At 32.3% G+C, this 20,250-nt stretch carries 14 protein-coding genes; 12 read left to right on the top strand and 2 right to left on the bottom strand.

Going from position 1 to position 20,250, the window contains the following annotated elements; genetic code table 11:
* The first annotated feature begins 200 nt into the window (after positions 1-200).
* From HY951_11830 to HY951_11775, 12 genes are all read left to right on the top strand, one after another.
* Positions 201-662 carry a T9SS type A sorting domain-containing protein gene (locus HY951_11830; GenBank protein MBI5540743.1) on the top strand — a complete coding sequence of 154 codons (462 nt, stop codon included), beginning with the start codon at positions 201-203 and terminating at the stop codon, positions 660-662.
* Positions 663-674: 12 nt separating this feature from the next.
* Positions 675-4,445, top strand: coding sequence for a hypothetical protein (locus HY951_11825; protein ID MBI5540742.1), 3,771 nt, complete (start codon positions 675-677; stop codon positions 4,443-4,445).
* Positions 4,446-4,601: 156 nt separating this feature from the next.
* The gene (locus HY951_11820; GenBank protein ID MBI5540741.1) at positions 4,602-6,068 is read left to right on the top strand and encodes an oligosaccharide flippase family protein; all 1,467 of its coding nucleotides are present in this window, start codon (positions 4,602-4,604) and stop codon (positions 6,066-6,068) included.
* A gap of 77 nt (positions 6,069-6,145) precedes the next feature.
* Positions 6,146-6,580, top strand: a complete 435-nt coding sequence (dut, locus tag HY951_11815; GenBank protein ID MBI5540740.1) for a dUTP diphosphatase — start codon at positions 6,146-6,148, stop codon at positions 6,578-6,580.
* Positions 6,581-6,591: 11 nt separating this feature from the next.
* Positions 6,592-7,596, top strand: coding sequence for an NTP transferase domain-containing protein (locus HY951_11810; protein ID MBI5540739.1), 1,005 nt, complete (start codon positions 6,592-6,594; stop codon positions 7,594-7,596).
* A gap of 2 nt (positions 7,597-7,598) precedes the next feature.
* On the top strand, positions 7,599-9,323 hold the full coding sequence (locus HY951_11805; protein ID MBI5540738.1) for a tetratricopeptide repeat protein: 1,725 nt from the start codon (positions 7,599-7,601) through the stop codon (positions 9,321-9,323).
* A gap of 54 nt (positions 9,324-9,377) precedes the next feature.
* Positions 9,378-10,196, top strand: coding sequence for a DUF4292 domain-containing protein (locus tag HY951_11800; protein ID MBI5540737.1), 819 nt, complete (start codon positions 9,378-9,380; stop codon positions 10,194-10,196).
* A gap of 1 nt (position 10,197) precedes the next feature.
* Positions 10,198-11,595 carry a peptidoglycan DD-metalloendopeptidase family protein gene (locus tag HY951_11795; protein MBI5540736.1) on the top strand — a complete coding sequence of 466 codons (1,398 nt, stop codon included), beginning with the start codon at positions 10,198-10,200 and terminating at the stop codon, positions 11,593-11,595.
* 11 nt (positions 11,596-11,606) lie between these two features.
* The gene (locus HY951_11790; GenBank protein ID MBI5540735.1) at positions 11,607-14,912 is read left to right on the top strand and encodes a hypothetical protein; all 3,306 of its coding nucleotides are present in this window, start codon (positions 11,607-11,609) and stop codon (positions 14,910-14,912) included.
* Positions 14,913-14,927: 15 nt separating this feature from the next.
* A complete protein-coding gene (locus HY951_11785; GenBank protein ID MBI5540734.1) occupies positions 14,928-15,311 on the top strand; it encodes an ATP-binding protein in 384 nt (127 codons plus the stop codon).
* 2 nt (positions 15,312-15,313) lie between these two features.
* Positions 15,314-15,739 carry an rRNA maturation RNase YbeY gene (gene ybeY, locus HY951_11780; GenBank protein ID MBI5540733.1) on the top strand — a complete coding sequence of 142 codons (426 nt, stop codon included), beginning with the start codon at positions 15,314-15,316 and terminating at the stop codon, positions 15,737-15,739.
* 74 nt (positions 15,740-15,813) lie between these two features.
* Complete coding sequence (locus HY951_11775; GenBank protein MBI5540732.1) at positions 15,814-16,809, top strand: SRPBCC family protein; 996 nt, start codon at positions 15,814-15,816, stop codon at positions 16,807-16,809.
* A gap of 81 nt (positions 16,810-16,890) precedes the next feature.
* Here the strand turns inward: HY951_11775 and HY951_11770 are convergent, their stop codons facing one another.
* Positions 16,891-18,786, bottom strand: coding sequence for a T9SS type A sorting domain-containing protein (locus HY951_11770; GenBank protein ID MBI5540731.1), 1,896 nt, complete (start codon positions 18,784-18,786; stop codon positions 16,891-16,893).
* Entirely contained in the window at positions 18,786-20,201 is a 1,416-nt protein-coding gene (locus HY951_11765) for a T9SS type A sorting domain-containing protein (protein MBI5540730.1), read from the bottom strand. The genes HY951_11770 and HY951_11765 overlap by 1 nt, the downstream gene beginning before the upstream one ends.
* Between the last annotated feature and the right edge of the window lie 49 nt (positions 20,202-20,250).

The raw sequence follows: 20,250 nt of genomic DNA, 5'->3' as shown, positions 1-20,250 counted from the left end.
TTAACATACTTATTAATTTATGTCAAATATTAAATAATTTAATACAAAGTTAATGAACTATCTGAGATGTCGTTATTAAGAATAAAAAAACATTAATAATAGCATTTAATAAAATCAAAACCGCATTTAATAAAACAACTATATATAAATATAAATACTTCAATTAAAATTGCTGATTGTTTTTAATAATTAATATTGACATGAAATTAATCTTAATATCCACTTTTCTTGGCATTTCGCAATATTTAAATGCTCAGGAAGTTGTTTCTTCAGGCGGAGATTTTCACAAAACCCCATCGGGATCAGTATCATATACAATTGGAGAGCCTGTAATAGAAACCTATACAAACTCTTCAAATGTACTAACACAGGGATTTAATCAAACTAAACTTACAGTTACCGAAGTAAGTACATTAAACAATTTAAATATTGAAGTTTCTGCTTATCCCAACCCTACACAAGAATTTGTAATAATTAAAACCAGCTCATTTGTGGATCTCAATTATGAGGTCTTTGACTCAAAGGGAAGAATAATTATAATGAATGATATTAATGAATCAGAAACTTCAATAAAATTTAATACTGTATCCACGGGTATTTATTTTATTAAGCTTTTTAAGTATGATAAGGAAATTAAAACATTTAAAATCGAAAAACAATAAATCAGCAGCCATATGAAACAGTTTTTAACATTACTCACAATTATTTTGCTTTCAGCAAATGTTTTTGGACAATCGCCATACAGTTTTAAATATCAGGCTATAGCTCGTGATGCAAGTGGGCAGGTAATTGCAAATACCCTTGTAAGCTTCCAGATTAGTATTTTGCAGGGAAGTGTAACGGGAACACCTGTTTGTATCGAAACATTTACACCTACAACAAATGAATTCGGACTTGTAAATATTGAAGTTGGAAGTTTAAATACTTCTGCCTTTTCAGCCATTGACTGGGGAAATGGTCCTTACTTTATTAAAATTGAGCTAGACCCAACAGGTGGCTCAGTTTATACAGTCTCCGGAACATCTCAGTTAATCAGCGTACCCTATGCTCTATATGCAAAAACAGCAGGTAATGCAGGAGTAAACGGAATTTCTGTTTCATGGCTTGGAACATTTGTTACAGCACCTTTAAACCCTTCTTTAAATGAAGCATATTATAACTCTACTGACGGAAAATCATATATTTTCGACGGTAACAACTGGCAGATTATGTCACAGGATGGTGCTCAGGGAAGTCAGGGACCACAAGGGATACAGGGACTACAAGGAAATCAGGGAATTCAGGGGATACAAGGTATTCAAGGAATTACCGGACAAGATGGAATTTCAGTATTATGGCAGGGTTCATTTGCTACTGCACCAGCAACACCTTTATTGAATCAGGCTTACTATAATACAACTGATAAAAAGTCATATATCTGGAATGGTTTTGCATGGCAAATGATTTCGCAGGACGGAGCTAACGGCACAAATGGTATTAACGGTACAAATGGAACAAACGGGATAAACGGAACTGACGGAAAAACTATACTAAACGGCACTTCAAATCCAACATCACAAGGTGTTGATGGTGATTTTTTTCTTAATACTTCAACTCAAACCTTATTTGGTCCAAGAACTTCAGGACTATGGGGTAGCGGAGTTTCTCTTATTGGAACAACAGGCCTTGCAGGAACAAATGGCACTAACGGAAATACTGTATTAAGTGGCTCTACAAATCCAACTACACAAGGCGTTAACGGAGATTTTTTTATTAATACTGCAACAAATTATTTATTCGGTCCTAAAACTGCAGGCGTATGGGGAGCAGGAACTTCATTAGTTGGACCACAGGGAATACAGGGTATTCAGGGTCCTGCAGGAACCGGCTTAACAAATAAAGGAACATGGCTAACCGGAACTACATATACTAACGGAGATTATGTTTTTGATCGTTCTACTGGTAGTGCATCAATAAACTCTATGTGGATTTGCCAGACCTCATCATTTTTATCATCTACTCAACCATATTTAGATGCAATACATTGGGTTGAGTTTCAGGCCCCAGCAGGACCACAGGGAACTGCCGGAACAAATGGCACAGATGGTAAGACTATTTTAAATGGAACTGTAGCTCCAACAACGCAGGGAGTAAACGGTGATTTTTATTTAAATACAACAACTAGCATGCTATACGGACCAAAAACTGCAGGTGCATGGGGTAGCGGCGTATCACTTATAGGACCACAGGGAACTGCAGGAACAAATGGAATAAATGGCACAAACGGAAGCGACGGAAAAACTGTATTAAACGGTATTTCAAATCCTACTTCGCAAGGCGTAAATGGCGATTTTTATATTAATACAACAACAAGCACACTATTCGGCCCTAAAACTGCAGGAGTCTGGGGTTCGGGCGTTTCACTAATAGGGCCTGCAGGGACTTATACTGCTGGCTCCGGCATACAAATATCCGCAGGTTCAATTACAAATACTTCACCCGATCAAACTGTTGTATTAAATAATGGTTCGGGAATTTCTGTTACAGGCACATATCCAAATTTCAGTATCACAAACGCAAGCCCAAACGTAACCCATACAGGAGATGTAACAGGTTCTGTTACTTTAACAATAGCTACAAATGCCGTAACAACGTCTAAAATTGCTGATGGAAATGTGACCGCTACAAAACTTAACAATATGTCAGCAACAAGTGGTCAGGTATTAAAATATAATGGCACAAACTGGGCTCCATCAACAGACAGCAATACAGGAACACCGGGAGGTTTAAATAAAACTTTACAGTTTAATAATTCAGGAGCATTTGGTGGCGATACGGCACTAACATGGGATAATTCTAACAAAAGACTTGGGGTAGGTTTATCGAATCCAAACGGTAGAATGGTAATACGCGGAAGTAATACTGCTCTTGCAACCGAACCACTTTTTGAGGTAAAAGATAAAAATGGAAATTCAGTTTTTGTGGTTTATCAGGATAGCGTTCAGGTATTTATTAATGATGATGCTATTCAATCTAACAGAGGTGGATTTGCAGTAAGCGGAAGAAATTCTGCAAAAGCTAATCTGACAAATTATTTAAGAGTAACACCTGACAGTACAAGAATATGGACTACTGATACAATTGCAGGTTTTGGAGTTGAGAATATAGGAACAACAACTACATCAAGTTATATGCACCTTAACCCAAGTAACTATTTCATCGGTCATAATTCGGGACATTTGATCACAAGTGGTTTATATAACTGTACATTTGGTTTTAAGGCTGACAGTGCATTACAAACAGGGTCATCAAATATTTCTATCGGATATGAATCAGGTAAACTAAATAATGGTGGAAGTGAAAATATTTTTATGGGGTTTCAAAGCGGATATAATTGCTTTGGTGGACAGAATGTTTTTATAGGATATAAAAGTGGTTATGCATATACAGGACAATATGGTGCAATTTGTATCGGAGCAAATGCAGGTCAGAATGCAAATGGTCCAAACAATGTTATCATTGGGCGAAGTGCCGGAATAAATGCAACTGGTGGTAGTAACAATATAATTATAGGTTATAGTGCAGGTGCAAATTATACTGGTGGAAACAGTCTTATGGTTGGTACAAGTACAGGAACAGGCTCGGGAAGTTACAATACTTTTCTTGGTTGTAATGTTGCCGATGCAAACACAACAGGAGCTTATAATGTTTTTACAGGATGGAGAAGCGGAGATGGAAATACAACAGGAAGTCATAATAATTTTTACGGATACTATTCAGGAAGGCTTACTACTACCGGAAATAACAATACTTACATTGGAGATAATTCTGGCTATAGCAATGTTACAGGAAGTGGGAATATCTGCTTAGGCTACATGGCAGGATACTCAGAAACTTTATCTAACAAATTGTACATTGAAAATTCTTCTGACGTTATAAATCCATTAATTAATGGAGATTTTTCAACAAATAGAATAGCTTTTCATAGAATCGCAACAACATACCCTTTGCAAGTTGGTACAACAACAGCGAATGGAAATGGAGCTTACCTAACAGCAGGCGGTGTCTGGACAGCAGGTTCATCACGCAGTTTTAAAGACAGATTTGTAGATTTAAACGGACAAGATGTTTTAAATAAAATTGCAGCAATGGATTTAAAAGGATGGTTTTATAAAGAGACACAAGAATATCATATTGGTCCTTTTGCTGAAGATTTTTATCAGGCATTTGGAACGGGTGACTTAAACGTTAAAGAAGATCTGGGAAAATACCTTTCTGCTACAGATGTTTCTGGTGTAAGCATGGTTGCAATAAAAGAATTAATCCTTAAAAACAATCAGCTTAATGAAGAAGTTAACAAATTAAAAAATCAAATTTTAGAATTAAATTCTAATAAAACAGATATTGAAAAAATGAAAAGTGAGCTTGAAAATTTAAAGTCGTTAATAAATTCTGAAAATAAATAATCTTTAATCATAAAATTATTGAAGGACTAACAAACCATATATTCCCTTCCCTGAAAAATGCCGGTGAATTCTCCCGGCATTTTTGTTTCATAAAATATTTAAGAAATCATAAGTAGTTTCAATAGTTTTAATATTTTTACACATTAATTTTTACCATTGGGAAAGCTTAAACAATTAGCAGGACAAACCGCGATCTACGGTCTTAGCAGTATAGTTCCCAGATTACTGAACTATTTGCTTGTACCGCTATATACTACAGCATATCTACCAAGCGAATATGGAAAAGTTACCGAACTTTACGCTTATTTATCATTCTTAAGTATTATTCTGACTTATGGAATGGAAACAGGTTTCTTTAAGTTCTGGCAAAGCGAAAAAGGAAATCCTAAAGTTTATACAACTACTTTAATTTCGCTGTTTATTACTTCAATTACTTTTATATTTTTTTCTGTAATTTTTGCAAAACCAACTGCTGTTGGTCTAGGTTATGAACATAACCCAGAATATGTTATATGGTTAAGCATTATTATTGGACTTGAAGCTATTACTGCTATTCCTTTTGCTTTATTGAGACAACAAAACAGACCGGTTAGATTTGCAGCATTAAAGTTTATAAATATTGCCATTCAAGTAATTCTGAATTTATTTTTTATTCTGCTTTGCCCATATTTAGTGAAAAAAGGATATCTACTTCCAACATGGCTTTTTGATCCTTCAATTGGCATTGGATATATTTTTATTTCAAATTTAATTGCCATAATTTTTACTTTAATAATGCTTGTTCCAACAATGTATGTTAAATGGGTTTTTGACACAAAACTCTGGAAAAGAATTATGGTTTATTCTCTTCCCTTACTCGTTGCCGGATTAGCAGGAATGGTAAACGAAACATTTGACAGAGTAATGCTTAAAAGATTGGTTGCAGACGCATCTACTGCAATGGATCAACTTGGAATATACGGAGCAAATTATAAGCTGGCAGTTCTTATGACTCTTTTTATTCAGACTTTCAGATTTGCCGCAGAACCGTTCTTTTTTAATCAGTCAAAAGAAAAAGACGCCAAAGAACTTTATGCAGAAGTTATGAAGTATTTTATCATTTTTGGTTTGTTTATTTTTTTGGGAGTAATGCTCTATATCGATATTGTTAAAGGATTCATTGGAAAAAATTATCATTCCGGATTAGTAGTTGTGCCCATCTTATTATTAGCAAATCTTTTTCTCGGAATATTTTTTAATCTTTCTATCTGGTATAAGTTAACAGGTAAAACTATCTGGGGTGTATATCTTGCACTTTTCGGAGCGACTATAACAATAGTATTAAACTTCTGGCTTATTCCGATTATTGGGTATTTGGGAGCTGCATGGGCTACACTAGCTTGTTATTTTTTAATAATGGTTGCATCATATTTTATAGGTAATCATTTTTATAAAGTTAATTACCCACTTGTAAGAATTGGAATCTACTTTTTATTTGCATCCGTAATATTTACAATATCTCAAATAATTAAAATTGATTCCCGGTTTATTTCGTTATCAATAAACACAATTTTACTTTTATTATATGTTGGTTTTGTATATTATATGGAACCATCATTAAGGCAAAAGTTTAATAAACGTTAAACGCCTTATTCTCATTACCTTTGTCTATTTCGGTATTCTGATTTTTTACATTAATTTAGCAAGTTAAATATCATACTATGCAAGTTAAATTAATTAATAAATCTCAGCATCCTAATCCTGCTTATAGCACTGAATTTTCGGCAGGGATGGATTTAAGGGCTAACCTTACAGAACCGGTTGTTTTAAAGCCTCTCGAACGTAAACTTATTCCAACAGGATTGTTTGTTGAAATTCCTAAAGGATACGAGGCACAAATTCGCCCAAGAAGCGGTCTGGCCTTAAAAAAAGGCATAACAGTATTAAACACACCCGGAACAATCGATGCCGACTACAGAGGAGAAATTGGTGTTATTCTTGTAAACCTATCGGCTGAAAATTTTACAGTTGAAAACGGTGAAAGAATTTGTCAAATGGTTGTTGCCAAACACGAAACTGTTGTTTGGGAAAATACCGAAAGCCTCGAAGAAACAGATCGTGGTGCAGGTGGATTTGGTCATACCGGAAAACATTAAAAAGTAAAAAGATGAAAATAATAATTCCAATGGCAGGTATGGGTAAGCGTATGCGCCCACACACATTAACAGTTCCAAAGCCATTGATACCAATTGCAGGAAAACCAATTGTTCAAAGATTAGTTGAAGATCTTGCAAAAATATCTTCAGAGCCAATCGAGGAAATTGCATATGTGATTGGCGATTTCGGAAAAGAGGTGGAAGAAAGTTTATGTTCAATAGCAACCGATATGGGCATTACACCAAGAATTTATTATCAATCACAACCCCTCGGAACTGCTCATGCTGTTTTATGTGCAGCACCTTCACTTTCGGGAAAAGTTATAGTTGCTTTTGCCGACACACTTTTCAGAGCAGAATTTAAACTTGAAAACGAAGCAGAAAGCATTATCTGGGTTCATCAGGTTGCAGATCCAAGCGCTTTTGGAGTAGTTAAGTTAAATAGTGATGGCGTGATTTCAGATTTTATTGAAAAGCCAAAAACATTTGTTTCCGACCTTGCTATTATTGGAATTTATTATTTTAAAGATGGATTAAATCTTAAAAATGAATTGCAGTATCTGATTGATAAAAACATCGTTGTAAATGGAGAATATCAGTTAACTGATGCGCTTCAGAACATGAAAAACAAAGGCATGAAATTACGTACAAGCCAGGTAGAAGAATGGTTTGACTGTGGTAATAAAGAAGCAACATTATACACAACAAAAAGAATTCTTGAGCTTAGTAAACCTGAAGAGCTTATCTCTGACGACGCTGAAATAATAAATTCAATTATTATCCCTCCTTGTTTTATCGGACACGAAGCTAAAATTGAAAACTGTGTATTAGGTCCACACCTTTCCGTAGGAAAACATACTACAATAAAAAATTCAATTATTCGCGACAGCATTGTTCAGCGCTATGCATACATTGAAGGAATAACAATTCACAATTCGATAGTAGGAAATCATACCGAACTTCACGGAAATTCATCTGAAGTTAACATAGGTGATTACACTTCACTTCAAAGATAATAATGACAAAAGCCACACCCATATTTGTTTTTCTAATTGCAGCTTTTTTTAGTTCGTGCAATCTTCTGAAGCATAGCAAAGGTGGCGAAGATCCATTATCGGCAAGAGACCGTTACGAATTTAACTATTCGTTTATGGAAGCCGAAAAACAAAAAATGCTGGGAAATTTTGATGAAGCTAATTATTTATATGAAAAGTGTAAAAAACTTGACCCCACAAGTGCTGCTGCATATTATGAACTTGCAACACTTTTGGTACAGAAAGAAGATTATGCTACTGCTATAGATTATGCAAAAAAAGCAGTAAAACTTAATCCTCGTAACAATTGGTACAAAGCAATGCTGGCTGTTCTTTATAAGCAAACAAAAGATGCAAATTCTGCCATTGCAGTATACAAGGATCTTTTAAAAGAGAACCCCGACCGGGTTGATTTTCTATACGAATTAGCTAACCTTTATAATTACATAAAAAAATACGACGAAGCCTTAAAAGCATACGAAAGCATTGAAACTAATTATGGAGTTAACGAAACTGTAACATTAGAAAAAGAACGTATTTATTTAGTAAAAGGAAATAAAGAAAAAGCATATGATGAAATAAGAAATCTCATAAAAAGCAACCCTACCGAAGTAAGATACTACGGAATTCTTGCAGAGTCATATGTTTCTGAAGGTGACTTTGAAAAAGCAAGAGAGATTTATCAGCAAATGCTGAAAATTGATGAGAATAACGGATTGGTTCATTTATCACTTTCCGACTTTTACAGGCTAACAAAAGAATATGACAAATCTTTTAACGAACTTAAAATTGCATTTGCAAGTACCGATGTTGAGTTAGATGTTAAAATTAAAATGCTTATTACATTTTTAAATTTCAGTAATGAAAGTCCAGAACTTAAGAACCAATCTGTATATTTAATTAAGATTCTTTTAAAAACCTATCCCGACGACACAAAGGTTCATACTTTATATGCTGACTTTTTATTAAAAGATAAAAAAATTGATGAAGCACGTGAACAACTCAGAATAGTTGCAAAAAATGAAAAAAGCAAATATTTAATCTGGGAGCAACTATTAATAATTGAAGGAAATTTAAATGATTACAATGCTATGTTTAGCGAAAGCAGCGAAGCTCTCGAATATTTCCCAAATCAGCCCACATTAAATTATTTTCAGGGATTATCGGCATATCAGCTAAAAAAATATGATGTGGCAGAAAAAACCTTAAAGTATGGTGTAGAAATGGTTGTTGATAATCCAACACTTAAAGCCGACATGTACTCTATTCTTGCTGATACCTATAACAAATTAGGTAAAATGAAAGATTCTGACAACGCAATGGAGCAGGTTTTAAAGATAGATAAAGGCAATAAAATTATTTTAAATAACTACAGCTACTATCTTTCTCAACGTGGCGACAGTCTTGATAAAGCCGAACGCATGAGTTTAATATGTGTTGAACTTGAACCAAATAATGCAACATACCTCGACACATATGCATGGGTACTGTACAAACAAAACAAATTTGAAAAAGCATTGGAGTCAATTGAGAAAGCATACAAGAATGGTGGAAACGATGATGCTGTGGTAGTTGAGCATTATGGCGACATTCTTTTTAAACTTGGAAAGACAGAACGGGCAAATGAGCTCTGGAACGAAGCAATAAAACTTGGTAAAGGCTCGGAATTTTTAAATAAAAAAATAATTCAGAAAACACTGATAGAATAAGTGAGACTAAAAAAACACATACTCTTTTTCATACTAATTGTAAATATTTTTACAATGTTATCGTGTACCCAAACGCGCAGAATAAGTTCAGAAAAAGTACGTCTTATGGGAGCCGGAAGGCTTTATTCATTGGTAACAGAAAACTATTTACCATACAAAACACTTTCAATTAAGTTCGACGTAAATATTAAATTTGATGATATTGATAAATCTGTTAACGGAACTTTAAGAATTAAAAAAGACAGTCTGATCTGGATAAGTATTGCCCCATTGGGAATAGATGCTTATAAAATACAGTTTACACCTGATAGTATAATGTTATTAAATATTCTAAAAAAAGAATATTCTATAAAATCATACGAATTTTTTGACAATAAATTTCAAACAGACATCTCATTTAAAGATCTTCAGGCAATTTTAACAAATGAAATTTTTCTTTATTCTGAAAGTGATGAAGAAAATAATGAAAGACTAAATTCTGATAAAGGAGAAAAAGATTTATTTCGTAAGACGTTTATTCCCTCTACCGATTCAAATATGTATGTTTTAAAAACTCATAGAAAACACAAAATTAAAAAGTTTTTAAAAAAGAACAGAGCTGTTGATTTTATAGTTGAAACTCTGTCAATTACACCCGAGATTTTTAAAGTTTCAAAAGTTAATATTAATGATTATAGTGAAAAAAGAAACCTTACAATTCAATATTCCGACTTTATTGATGTTAATACAAAAGTATTACCATCAACTTTAAAAATTGACATTGCTGCATCAAATAAACAAATGAGCACAGAAATAAAATATAATAAGATTACTGTTGATTCTGATATTAGCTTTCCATTTAAAATAACAGATAAATATAAACGAACTGATTAAAATGAGTTTGATTATAAAAAATATTAAGGTTTTAATAAAATCTACAACTTGCAAATTCAACATTAATGCATTTTGTTTTTCGAATAATTATAAGGCATTTGTTACTTTTTTATGTTTATTTTTATTGATTTATACATCTGATTTATATGCTCAAAATCGTACAGAGCTTGAAAAAAAACATAAAAAAACACAGGAAGAAATAAAGTACACAAACAGTTTACTAAAGCAAACCCAGCGCGACAAAAAAATATCAATGAATCAGTTAATGATTCTTAATAAAAAAATTGCAGCACGACAAGAACTAGTTAATACTATCTCAAGCGAAGTAGAAACCTTAAATAGTAAAATTGATGAAAATCAGGAAAATATTAAAGGTCTTGAATCAAATCTTGATAAATTAAAACAAGGTTATGCAAGAATGATTGTATTTGCGTATAAGACAAGATCTTCATATGATAAATTAATGTTTGTTCTTTCAGCAAAGGATTTTAACAATGCATACCGAAGATTAAAATATTTACAACAATATGCCGATTTTAGAAAAAAGCAAATGGAAGCTATTGTTGAAACACGTCAGGACTTATCTCATAAAGTTGAAGAACTGCAAACAAAAAAACAGGACAAAGAAAATCTGTTGACCGAAGAAAAACAAGAAACTACTCAGTTAACAAATGAAAAAAGTGAACAGTCTAAAATGCTTACTGTTTTAAAATCAAAAGAAAAAGAACTTGCTAAAAAACTTGCACAACAAAAGCTTGCCGACCAGAAATTAAAAAAGGTAATTAATGATATTATTGCTGAGGAAATCAGAAAAGCCGAAATTACACGTAAAGAAAAAATAAAGAAAGAAAAAGAACTTAAAGAACAACAGGCAAAAAATAATTCAAAAAATCCAAATAAAATTGAAACTCCTGTTAAAGTAGAAAAAGCAAGCACACCATCTGTTTTTGATCTTACACCTGCCGAACAAATAGTTTCTGATAAATTTGAGGCTAACAAAGGAAAACTACCATGGCCAATAGAACGCGGCGTTATTACCGGCACATTTGGTGAACACGAACATCCTGTACTAAAAGGAATAAAAACAAAGAATGACGGAGTTTATATCTCAACAACTCAAGGTTCAGCTGCACGTACAATTTTTGACGGAGTTATAAGTAAAATAATATCTATCCCAGGAAAAAACAAAGCAATAATTATTAGACACGGCGATTTCTTAACTGTTTATTCTAATCTAAAAGAAGTTTCTGTTAATGTTGGCGATAAAGTAAAAGCAAAACAAAAAATCGGAGTAGTTTATACAGACTCAGACGAAGACAATAAAACTATACTTGAATTACAAATCTGGCAAGGCACTATAAAACAAAATCCGGAATACTGGATTTCAGGATCAAACTAAACCCAACACTAATGTCAAATGAATATAACATATTAGTTAAACAACTGGATAGCTTTATAAGAAAGTACTATAGAAACGAGTTATTACGCGGACTATTGTTAACTTTTTTAATTTTCACTTTATCCTCTCTGATTGCTTTTATTTCGGAATATCTTGGGCATTTTGATATCACTACCAGAACGGTAATTTTTTATACTATTACAGCAGCATATGTTTTTGTAATCTCAAAATTTATAATCTGGCCATTGTTACGAATATTGCAAATTGGTAAACTTATTTCTCACAAACAAGCAGCAGGAATAATTTCATCGCACTTTACACAAATAAGTGATCGATTACTAAATGTTCTGGAACTTGCAGAAATGCCTTCAGGTAATGGATACTCACAACAACTACTTTTAGCAAGTATAGAAAATAAAATTTCTTCTATCCGCCTTCTCCCTTTTGAAGCTGCAATTAATGTTAAAGTAAATTTTAAATATTTAACTTACCTTGGTTTTACAGCAGCTGTTTTTCTAACTGTATACGTTGTTTGGCCGCAGGTAATTAAAGAAGGTTCGAACAGACTTATAAATCACTCTGTTTACTACGCTCCTGCTCCACCGTTTAATTTTATTTTAGAAAACGACACATTAAATGTAGAACAGGGTAAAGATTTTAACATTAAACTTCGTATTGAAGGAAAATATGTTCCGAAAAACGCATATGTAACAATTGGCAGCAATAAGATACTTTTAGAACGTCTTACTCCATCTACTTTCAGTTATAATTTAAAAAATGTAAACAATTCCATCGATTTTAAATTTAGTGCCGAAGATTATTCTTCCGAAGAATATAAACTTAATGTATTGCCTCCTCCGGTAATTACATCATTTAAAGTAGAAGTTGATGTTCCTCAATATACTGGTGAAAGTGATTTTGTATTAAACAATACCGGCGACTTTACTATTCCCTGCGGAAGTAATATAAAATGGACATTTACTACAGCAAATGTAAACGTTGTTAATTTTCTAATAAACGACACGTTAAGCCAAAAAGTAAAACAGGAGGAACAACAGTTTTTTGCTTCTTACCGTTTTTTAAATTCCTCAACATATTCATTAAAACTGGCTAATAACTATATTAATTCTACACAACCAATAAAATATAATGTAAACGTCATCCCAGATTTGTACCCAGGTATTACCTGCGAATTTATTTCTGACACTTCTCAAATGGGAACATATTATTTTAAAGGAGTAATTAACGATGATTATGGTTTTAATAAATTAACCTTTAATTATAAAGCCGGTAATTCAAGCGATTCATTAAAAATTATTTCTGTTCCAGTTAACAAAGGATCCAAGTATCAGGAGTTTTATTTTGCTTTTGACTTTAGTACTTTAAAAGATATTGGGAGTGAAGTTGAATACTTTTTTGAAATTTGGGATAACGATGGAGTTCATGGAAGTAAATCAAGTCGTTCGGCAATAAAATCTTATAAAATACCTTCATCATCAGAATTAGAAAAATATCGCGAAAACGCTAATAAAAATATTGAAGAAAAATTAAAAACTTCATCTAAGCTAAGCGAAGATATTAAACGCGATATTAAAAAACTTCAGGAAAGTATGCTTAACAATAAAACAAATTCCTGGGAACAAACGAAAAAACTTGAAGATATTGTTCAAAAACAAAATCAACTTGAACAACTTGTAAAAGAATTATCATTAGAAAATAAGAAAAAAGACAGTTTTTTAAATACCTTCTCCGAACAAGATCAAAAACTGATTGAAAAGCAAAAACAAATTGAAGAATTGCTTGAAAATGTTATGGATGACGAAATGAAGAAGTTAATGGATGAATTAAAAAAACTGATGGATAACTTTGATAAAAACAAACTTAACAATATAGCAGAACAAATGAAGTCGAGTTACGAGGATCTTAACAAACAACTCGACAGAAATATGGAAATGCTAAAAAGAATGGATATTGAAGAAAAAACAGATAATTTATCTAAAGAACTTGAAAAACTTTCTGAAAAGCAAGAAAAGCTTTCTGAAGAAACAACAGACAAAAAGAATTCTACCGACTCACTTTTAAAAGAACAAAAAGATCAACAAAAAAAATTCGAAGACCTGATGAAGCAATATGACGAACTTCAAAAGAAAAACGAAGAACTAAAAGAACCAATGGATTTAAAAGAATTTGAGCAGGAGAAAAGTGATATTAATAATGAACTTAATAATTCTGAAGAAAGTTTAAAGCAAAACAGTCGCAAAGGTGCATCAAAGAGTCAGAAAAACAATTCAGGACAAATGAAAGAGCTGTCAAAAAAAATGCAGCAAATGATGGAACAAAGCGAGATGGAACAACAGGAAGAAAACGCTGAAAACATGAAACAGATTATTGATAATCTGGAAAAATTTTCCTTCGACGTTGAAGCTCTTATGGGACAAACCGGAAAAGTTAGCACTACCGACCCTACTTACATGAAAAACATGGAAAAACAAAAAAGTTTAAATAACGATTTTTTGCTTATAAAAGACTCCCTTGCTTCACTTGCAAATCGCAGCCCTATGATTGGCGCAGAAATCAATAAACAAATAAAGAAAATAGAAAAACTAAATAAACAAACTCTTTCTAATCTCGACGAAAGAAATGCAGGAATGGCAAAAGCAAATCAACAATATATAATGACAGGAGCAAATGATCTTGCACTTTTACTTGGTGAAATGTTACAACAAATGCAAAGTCAGTCTCAATCGCAGTGTTCCGGCGGTAAATGCAAAAAACCGGGTAAAGGCAAACCAAGTATGTCGCAAATGCAATCAATGCAAAAATCAATTAAATCGCAGATGCAATCAATGATTGACGAGTTAAAAAAAGGCAATGGACAAAAAGATGGTAAAGGAATGAACGAAAAAATCGGAAAAATGATTTCGATGCAGGATAAGTTCAATCAGATGTTAAACAACATGATGCAGAACGGTGGGTTAAGTCCGGAAACTGCAAAACAACTGCAAGAGATTAAGTCAATGGTAAATAGCGTAGAAAAAGACATCATAAATAAGAGCATCACACCTCAAACAATGATCCGTCAAGAACAAATTTTAACAAGATTGTTGGAAGCCGAGAAGTCAGACTACGAAAGGGAAACAGAAAATAAACGAGAATCTAATGAAGGCAAAAATAATAAATTTAGTAACCCAGAGCAGATATTTAAGTATAAAGGAGTAAATTCACGGTATAATGAAATCCTTGAAGGAAGTAAAATTAAACTCTCTAAGTATTACAGTGACAAGTATAAAGAATACATGATTCACCTTAACGAATAGGTCATGAAAGAAGAAATAAAGTTTCAATCAAAAATCGAAAACATTAATATAGTCGAAAAATTAGTCGACGAAATTTCTGCATCGCAAAACTTGAGTTCCGAGATTTACGGAAATCTTTTGGTTGCAATGGTAGAGGCTGTTAACAATGCAATAATTCACGGCAATAAGCTTGATGAGTCTAAAGAAGTAGTTGTTAACTATGGCTTAGAGGATGGCTATTTCTGGTTTAATGTAAAAGATCAGGGTCCAGGTTTTGATTTTAATAGTTTACCAGATCCAACTTTGCCTGAAAATATTGAAAAACCACATGGCAGAGGAATTTTTTTAATGTCGCACTTAGTTGATGAAATTAAATTTGAAGACAACGGTACCAAAGTTTGTTTGAAAATTAAAATTTAGTAATGCCCGTAAGTTTTCATCAGCAAGGAATAAATTCTACATTAATTCATGGCGAAAAAAGAAAAATATCCGCATGGATAAGCCAGATTATTAGTTCAGAGAAAAAAACTTTAGGAAACATTTCCATTATTTTTACCGGTAAAAATGAGTTGTTGAAAATGAATAACTCATTCCTTTCACATAATTTTCATACAGATATTATTACATTTAACTATAACGAAGGCTCCACTATTTCAGGTGATTTATTTATTGGTGTTGAACAGGTAATTGAAAATGCAAATGAGTTAAAAACAACCCCAAGGCTAGAACTTCTTAGAGTTATTGTACACGGCGTTTTTCATTTATTGGGATATAATGACAGTACCGATAAAGAAAAATCTCAAATGCGAAAAAGAGAAGATAAAGCAATCGCTTTATTTAATTCTTAAAAATAAAAACCAATCTTTATTCATTGGTTATTTGATTCTCTTTTTTGTAATTTTACACAACTAAATTTATATATATGAAAACATTTAGAAAAATTTTATTGGCTTTTTTGGTAATTAGTTTTGCCATTTTAATTTTTGCGGCATTTTTACCTTCAGAATACAAGGTAGTTAGAACCATAGTGATTAACAACACTCCTGAAGAAATAAGTAAAAAGATTGTAGATTTTCACGAATGGGATAACTGGTCACCATGGATTGGTATTGACTCTACAGAAGACTATAAATATAACGACACCATTGGTATAGGTGGAAAAATGAGTTGGACCGGAGAAATGATAGGTTCGGGTAATATGGCTATTACAGGCGTTTCTGCTGATTCTATAAAATACGACTTGGTTTTTATGTCGCCATGGGAATCTTTTTCATCCGGATCTTTAAGCTTTGTAAAAACAGGCGAAGGAACAACTGTTACATGGACAAATGAAGGCAAGCTTGGATGGCCGGTGATGCGTTTAATGGACTTTTTTAAAGGTTTTGACAGTATGATGGGACCTGATTTTGAAAAAGGACTTACAAAACTTAAAGCTGTTGTTGAAAGTTCTTCAAAATATACTTATAACATTCAAGAAAAAGAAGTTTCTGCTACAACAATTGCTGTTATAAGAAATAAAGTAAATATGGGCGAAATTGGTGATATTCTTGGAAAATCATATGGAGCCATTCAGGAATATATTTCAAAACAAGGTGCAAATATAGCAGGCTATCCAATGGCAATAACTTTGGCTTGGGATAGTTTATCGTGGGATTTTGAAGCAGCAATACCTATTGATAAGGCAATTAAAGGAAATGATAAAATTCAAGTAAAACCATCTTATGCCGGAAAAGTTATTTATCTAAGCTATTTGGGACCATATGAAAAAACCTATGTTGCATATACAGAATTGGAATCTTATAAAAAGGAAAAAGGATATACTGATAATGGCGGTCCTTGGGAAGTATATGTTACCGATCCCACTACCGAGCCAGATACCAGCAAATGGGTTACTGAAATTTATTTTCCAGTGAAATAATATTTTATTAATCTATCTGTTAATAAAAAATGCTAAATGTTATAACATTTAGCATTTTTTAAATTAATTCAATTAACCACTTTATTTTTCAATAACAAATTTTGAATGGAATTCACTCTGTTTATCAATTATTTTTATAAAATATATTCCACTGCTATATGAAGAAACATCAATACACCCTGAATTATTCAAGTTAATAATTTCCTTACCCATAACATCTAATATTTGTAATTTGCACCCATTAAAATTATCAATAAATAATTTATCTTTTGTTGGATTTGGATAAACATTTACTATATTATTCGGTAACTTATTATAGTTTATTAATTCATATTCATGAAAATATGGCATTGATTCTGAAGTGCAAATACCATCATTAACATTTACTGAATAATTTCCTGTCTGTGTTGGTACATAAAAGCTATCAGTTGCACCTAAAATATTGACACCATTTAATAACCATTGATTATTTGACGAAGCACTTGAAAAAAGCGTATCATTTATAAATGTAACTATCGGATTATTTGGTCCAACATAATTTAAATATATTATTGTTTCACTTGTATCACAGATACCATAATTGTTACAGACAACAAGAATTATGGTATCAGTTGGAGTATAGTAATTTGGTTGAACATATTTAATATCAGTTCCGATAATATGTGCTGTACCATAAGAAACATGTAAAATATTACAAGTTATACTATCATTACAAGGATTATTTATAATGTTAATTAATGGGATATCAGTATGTGTTAAATCATTAGGTTTACAAACAAAATCTGTAGAAGTAGTTGAGTTTGCTGCATTAAAATCACACTGCAGCGGAACCAAAAACTCTGGAAACTTATGCATGGCACCCATATTTGAGCCTATATTTAAACCTGTTAAATTATAATTGCAGGCAGTTCCTGGTAAATCAGGATTATTAATTACTCCAAAATATGCATTAGAAGCACTTATATAACGATGATAAATCTTACCATTAGGCGCAAGTTTTAATCCCATAGACGCATTTGTCCCAGAAGTTGCTACCTGAGCTATCAAAACAGGAGCTATCGATGGTTGCAAAATATTATATTGATACAACTTTCCCGGAGAACTTCCTACACAATCCCTATATTTTGTTATATATAAAAACTGTCCATTTGGAGACCATTCCATGTCAGTTGAATTACACATGTTTGTACTTGTTGTTGTAATTCCAGGTATCTGATATGCATTATTGAGTGCGCCAGTTGTTTCATTAAAATCAACAGTAAAGCTGGGACCATTATCTTTCATATTTGCTAAACCAATTTTGTGAGAAACGTAGGAATATCTTACATCAACAGCCAATCCGACATTAAGTCCAATATTAGTTGTTGCTGTTAAGTTAACCCCAGTTGCATCAATTTTATAAATAGCAATATTTGTTGTATTAATCTTTGGTATAATTAACCAATAATAATTTCCTGAACCTTTAATTATATACATTCCTTCACTGCTCTGGTTTGTAAGAAAAATATTTTTTGCAGAACTAACAACATTTCCTCTTGGATTTAACAACGTACCGTTTCCAGGCAAAGACATATCAATTATACTATAATATACACTACCTGCAGTTGGAAGGGAACTAGTATTACAAAAAAGCAAAAACTGATTTGGGTGCCCCGGATAATAACATGCTAATCCTGTCTGCATCCCATGTGAAGCATTTGTTAGAGAACTGCCATTTGGCATAATCTGATTATTGTTATCCCAAACATTTGTCCCATCTGTGTAAAAAAGAAGTTGACCTGATAAATTATCGCATGCAACAAAATAAGAACCAGCTTCTATCATAGGAGAATGGACATTAGTAATAGAAACTGCATTTGTCAAATAGTCAAAACTTAATCCTTTGCTAGAATTGCTAAAATACCAAGTATGATCCTCGCGTTGCGCTTGTGCTGCCTGCAAACTCAAAATGCAAACAACAATAATTATATATTTCATTATCTTTTAATTATAAATTTTGAATAATATTCTTTTTGGTTACATTTAATTTGTATGAAATATATCCCATTATTTAATGATGATACATTTATTGTCCCATAATTTCTTTCTTTCAGTAAACAATTACCTAAAGCATCTATAACAGATACCTCATTTCCAATAAACCCACATATATTTAGTTTATCACTAGTAGGATTGGGATAAACATTAATTATATTTTCTTCAATAACATTTGTATTGCTTGGAAAATACTTGTAAGGAACACCAAATTGCGGAAAAATTCCAGTCATTGGAAAGGAAGCTCCCATATCCAAAACATTAGGGATAACAGTACAACCAGTTCCTGCTATATTAGGTAAACTAATTGCACCAATTAGTCTCGAATCAGAATAAGTATTATTTACATATAAAATATAAATCTTACTATCGGGCGCAAGTTGTAACCCTTGTACAACATTATTATTATCTCCAGAAAAAGTATACACTAAACTGACAGGATTTACTGGATAGTTTAAATCATATTGATAAATACGTCCACTACCAGATGCCATTCTATACTTTGATAAATATAATTTTGTTCCATCAGGCGACCATTCACTATCATAAAATCCTGTCCAATAATTAGTCGCAGTTCCGAGTATACTGCCTGGAATAGAAATAAAATTCGAAATCAATCCTGAAAAAGGATTAAAATCTGCAACAAAACTACCCTGACATTCCACCATATTTGCAATAGTAATTTTATTATTAGAAATACTATATTTAATTGTTCTTGCATCGCCTATAACAAAACTTATTGTGTCAGTATGAAACAAAGAGATTCCTGTAGTTGTTATTCTGAAAGTTTTTAAAATATTTGAGTTATTCTGCGACATTACTAACCAGTAATCATTATTACCCCCAGGTATAGTAACAAATCCCTCAGATGAACCAGAAACTAAAGAAATATTTTTTTGACCGGAGACAATATCACCAAGAGGAGAAGAAACAGTGCCATTTCCTGACAAATTCATATCAATTATAGAATAATAAATTGTACCTGAATTAGGTGAATTTGCACTATTGCAAAAAAGGTAATATTTATTTGGTTGCCCAGGCATAGGGCATGCAATCCCATTTGTAGCACTGGTAATATTACCAAACAAATTACTACCATTAGGCATTGTTAAATGGCTTTTGTCGCAAACCTTAATCCCATTTGAGTAAAATAGTACTACTCCCGTTAGAGGGTCTGCTGCAACACCACAACCTTCATAAGATAGTGGCGCATGCTCAGAAGTTACTGAAACAGCATTTGTATTAAAATCAAAAAATAATCCTTTATTTGTTGCACTAAAATACCAAGTATGATCTTCTCTTTGGGCATTTACAGTTATAATAGTCAAAGAAAAAATAACAATAAAAAGATTTTTCATTTAGAAATTTTTAAGTTTTAATTTTACGAAGCAAAAAAAATAAAGTTAC

The organism is Bacteroidia bacterium, from assembly GCA_016218155.1.
In the GTDB taxonomy this organism is placed as follows: Bacteria; Bacteroidota; Bacteroidia; order Bacteroidales; family GWA2-32-17; genus GWA2-32-17.
The sequence above is the reverse complement of the archived record's forward strand: the minus strand, read 5'-3'. Positions and strand labels throughout refer to the sequence as shown.

Excerpts from the sequence above, each read along its gene's own strand:
- HY951_11830 (MBI5540743.1), top strand. The coding sequence starts at position 201 with ATGAAATTAATCTTAATATCCACTTTTCTTGGCATTTCGCAATATTTA.
- dut (MBI5540740.1), top strand. The coding sequence starts at position 6,146 with ATGCAAGTTAAATTAATTAATAAATCTCAGCATCCTAATCCTGCTTAT.
- ybeY (MBI5540733.1), top strand. The coding sequence starts at position 15,314 with ATGCCCGTAAGTTTTCATCAGCAAGGAATAAATTCTACATTAATTCAT.
- HY951_11800 (MBI5540737.1), top strand. The coding sequence starts at position 9,378 with ATGTTATCGTGTACCCAAACGCGCAGAATAAGTTCAGAAAAAGTACGT.
- HY951_11770 (MBI5540731.1), bottom strand. The coding sequence starts at position 18,786 with ATGAAATATATAATTATTGTTGTTTGCATTTTGAGTTTGCAGGCAGCA.
- HY951_11775 (MBI5540732.1), top strand. The coding sequence starts at position 15,814 with ATGAAAACATTTAGAAAAATTTTATTGGCTTTTTTGGTAATTAGTTTT.
- HY951_11765 (MBI5540730.1), bottom strand. The coding sequence starts at position 20,201 with ATGAAAAATCTTTTTATTGTTATTTTTTCTTTGACTATTATAACTGTA.
- HY951_11805 (MBI5540738.1), top strand. The coding sequence starts at position 7,599 with ATGACAAAAGCCACACCCATATTTGTTTTTCTAATTGCAGCTTTTTTT.
- HY951_11810 (MBI5540739.1), top strand. The coding sequence starts at position 6,592 with ATGAAAATAATAATTCCAATGGCAGGTATGGGTAAGCGTATGCGCCCA.
- HY951_11790 (MBI5540735.1), top strand. The coding sequence starts at position 11,607 with ATGTCAAATGAATATAACATATTAGTTAAACAACTGGATAGCTTTATA.
- HY951_11795 (MBI5540736.1), top strand. The coding sequence starts at position 10,198 with ATGAGTTTGATTATAAAAAATATTAAGGTTTTAATAAAATCTACAACT.
- HY951_11825 (MBI5540742.1), top strand. The coding sequence starts at position 675 with ATGAAACAGTTTTTAACATTACTCACAATTATTTTGCTTTCAGCAAAT.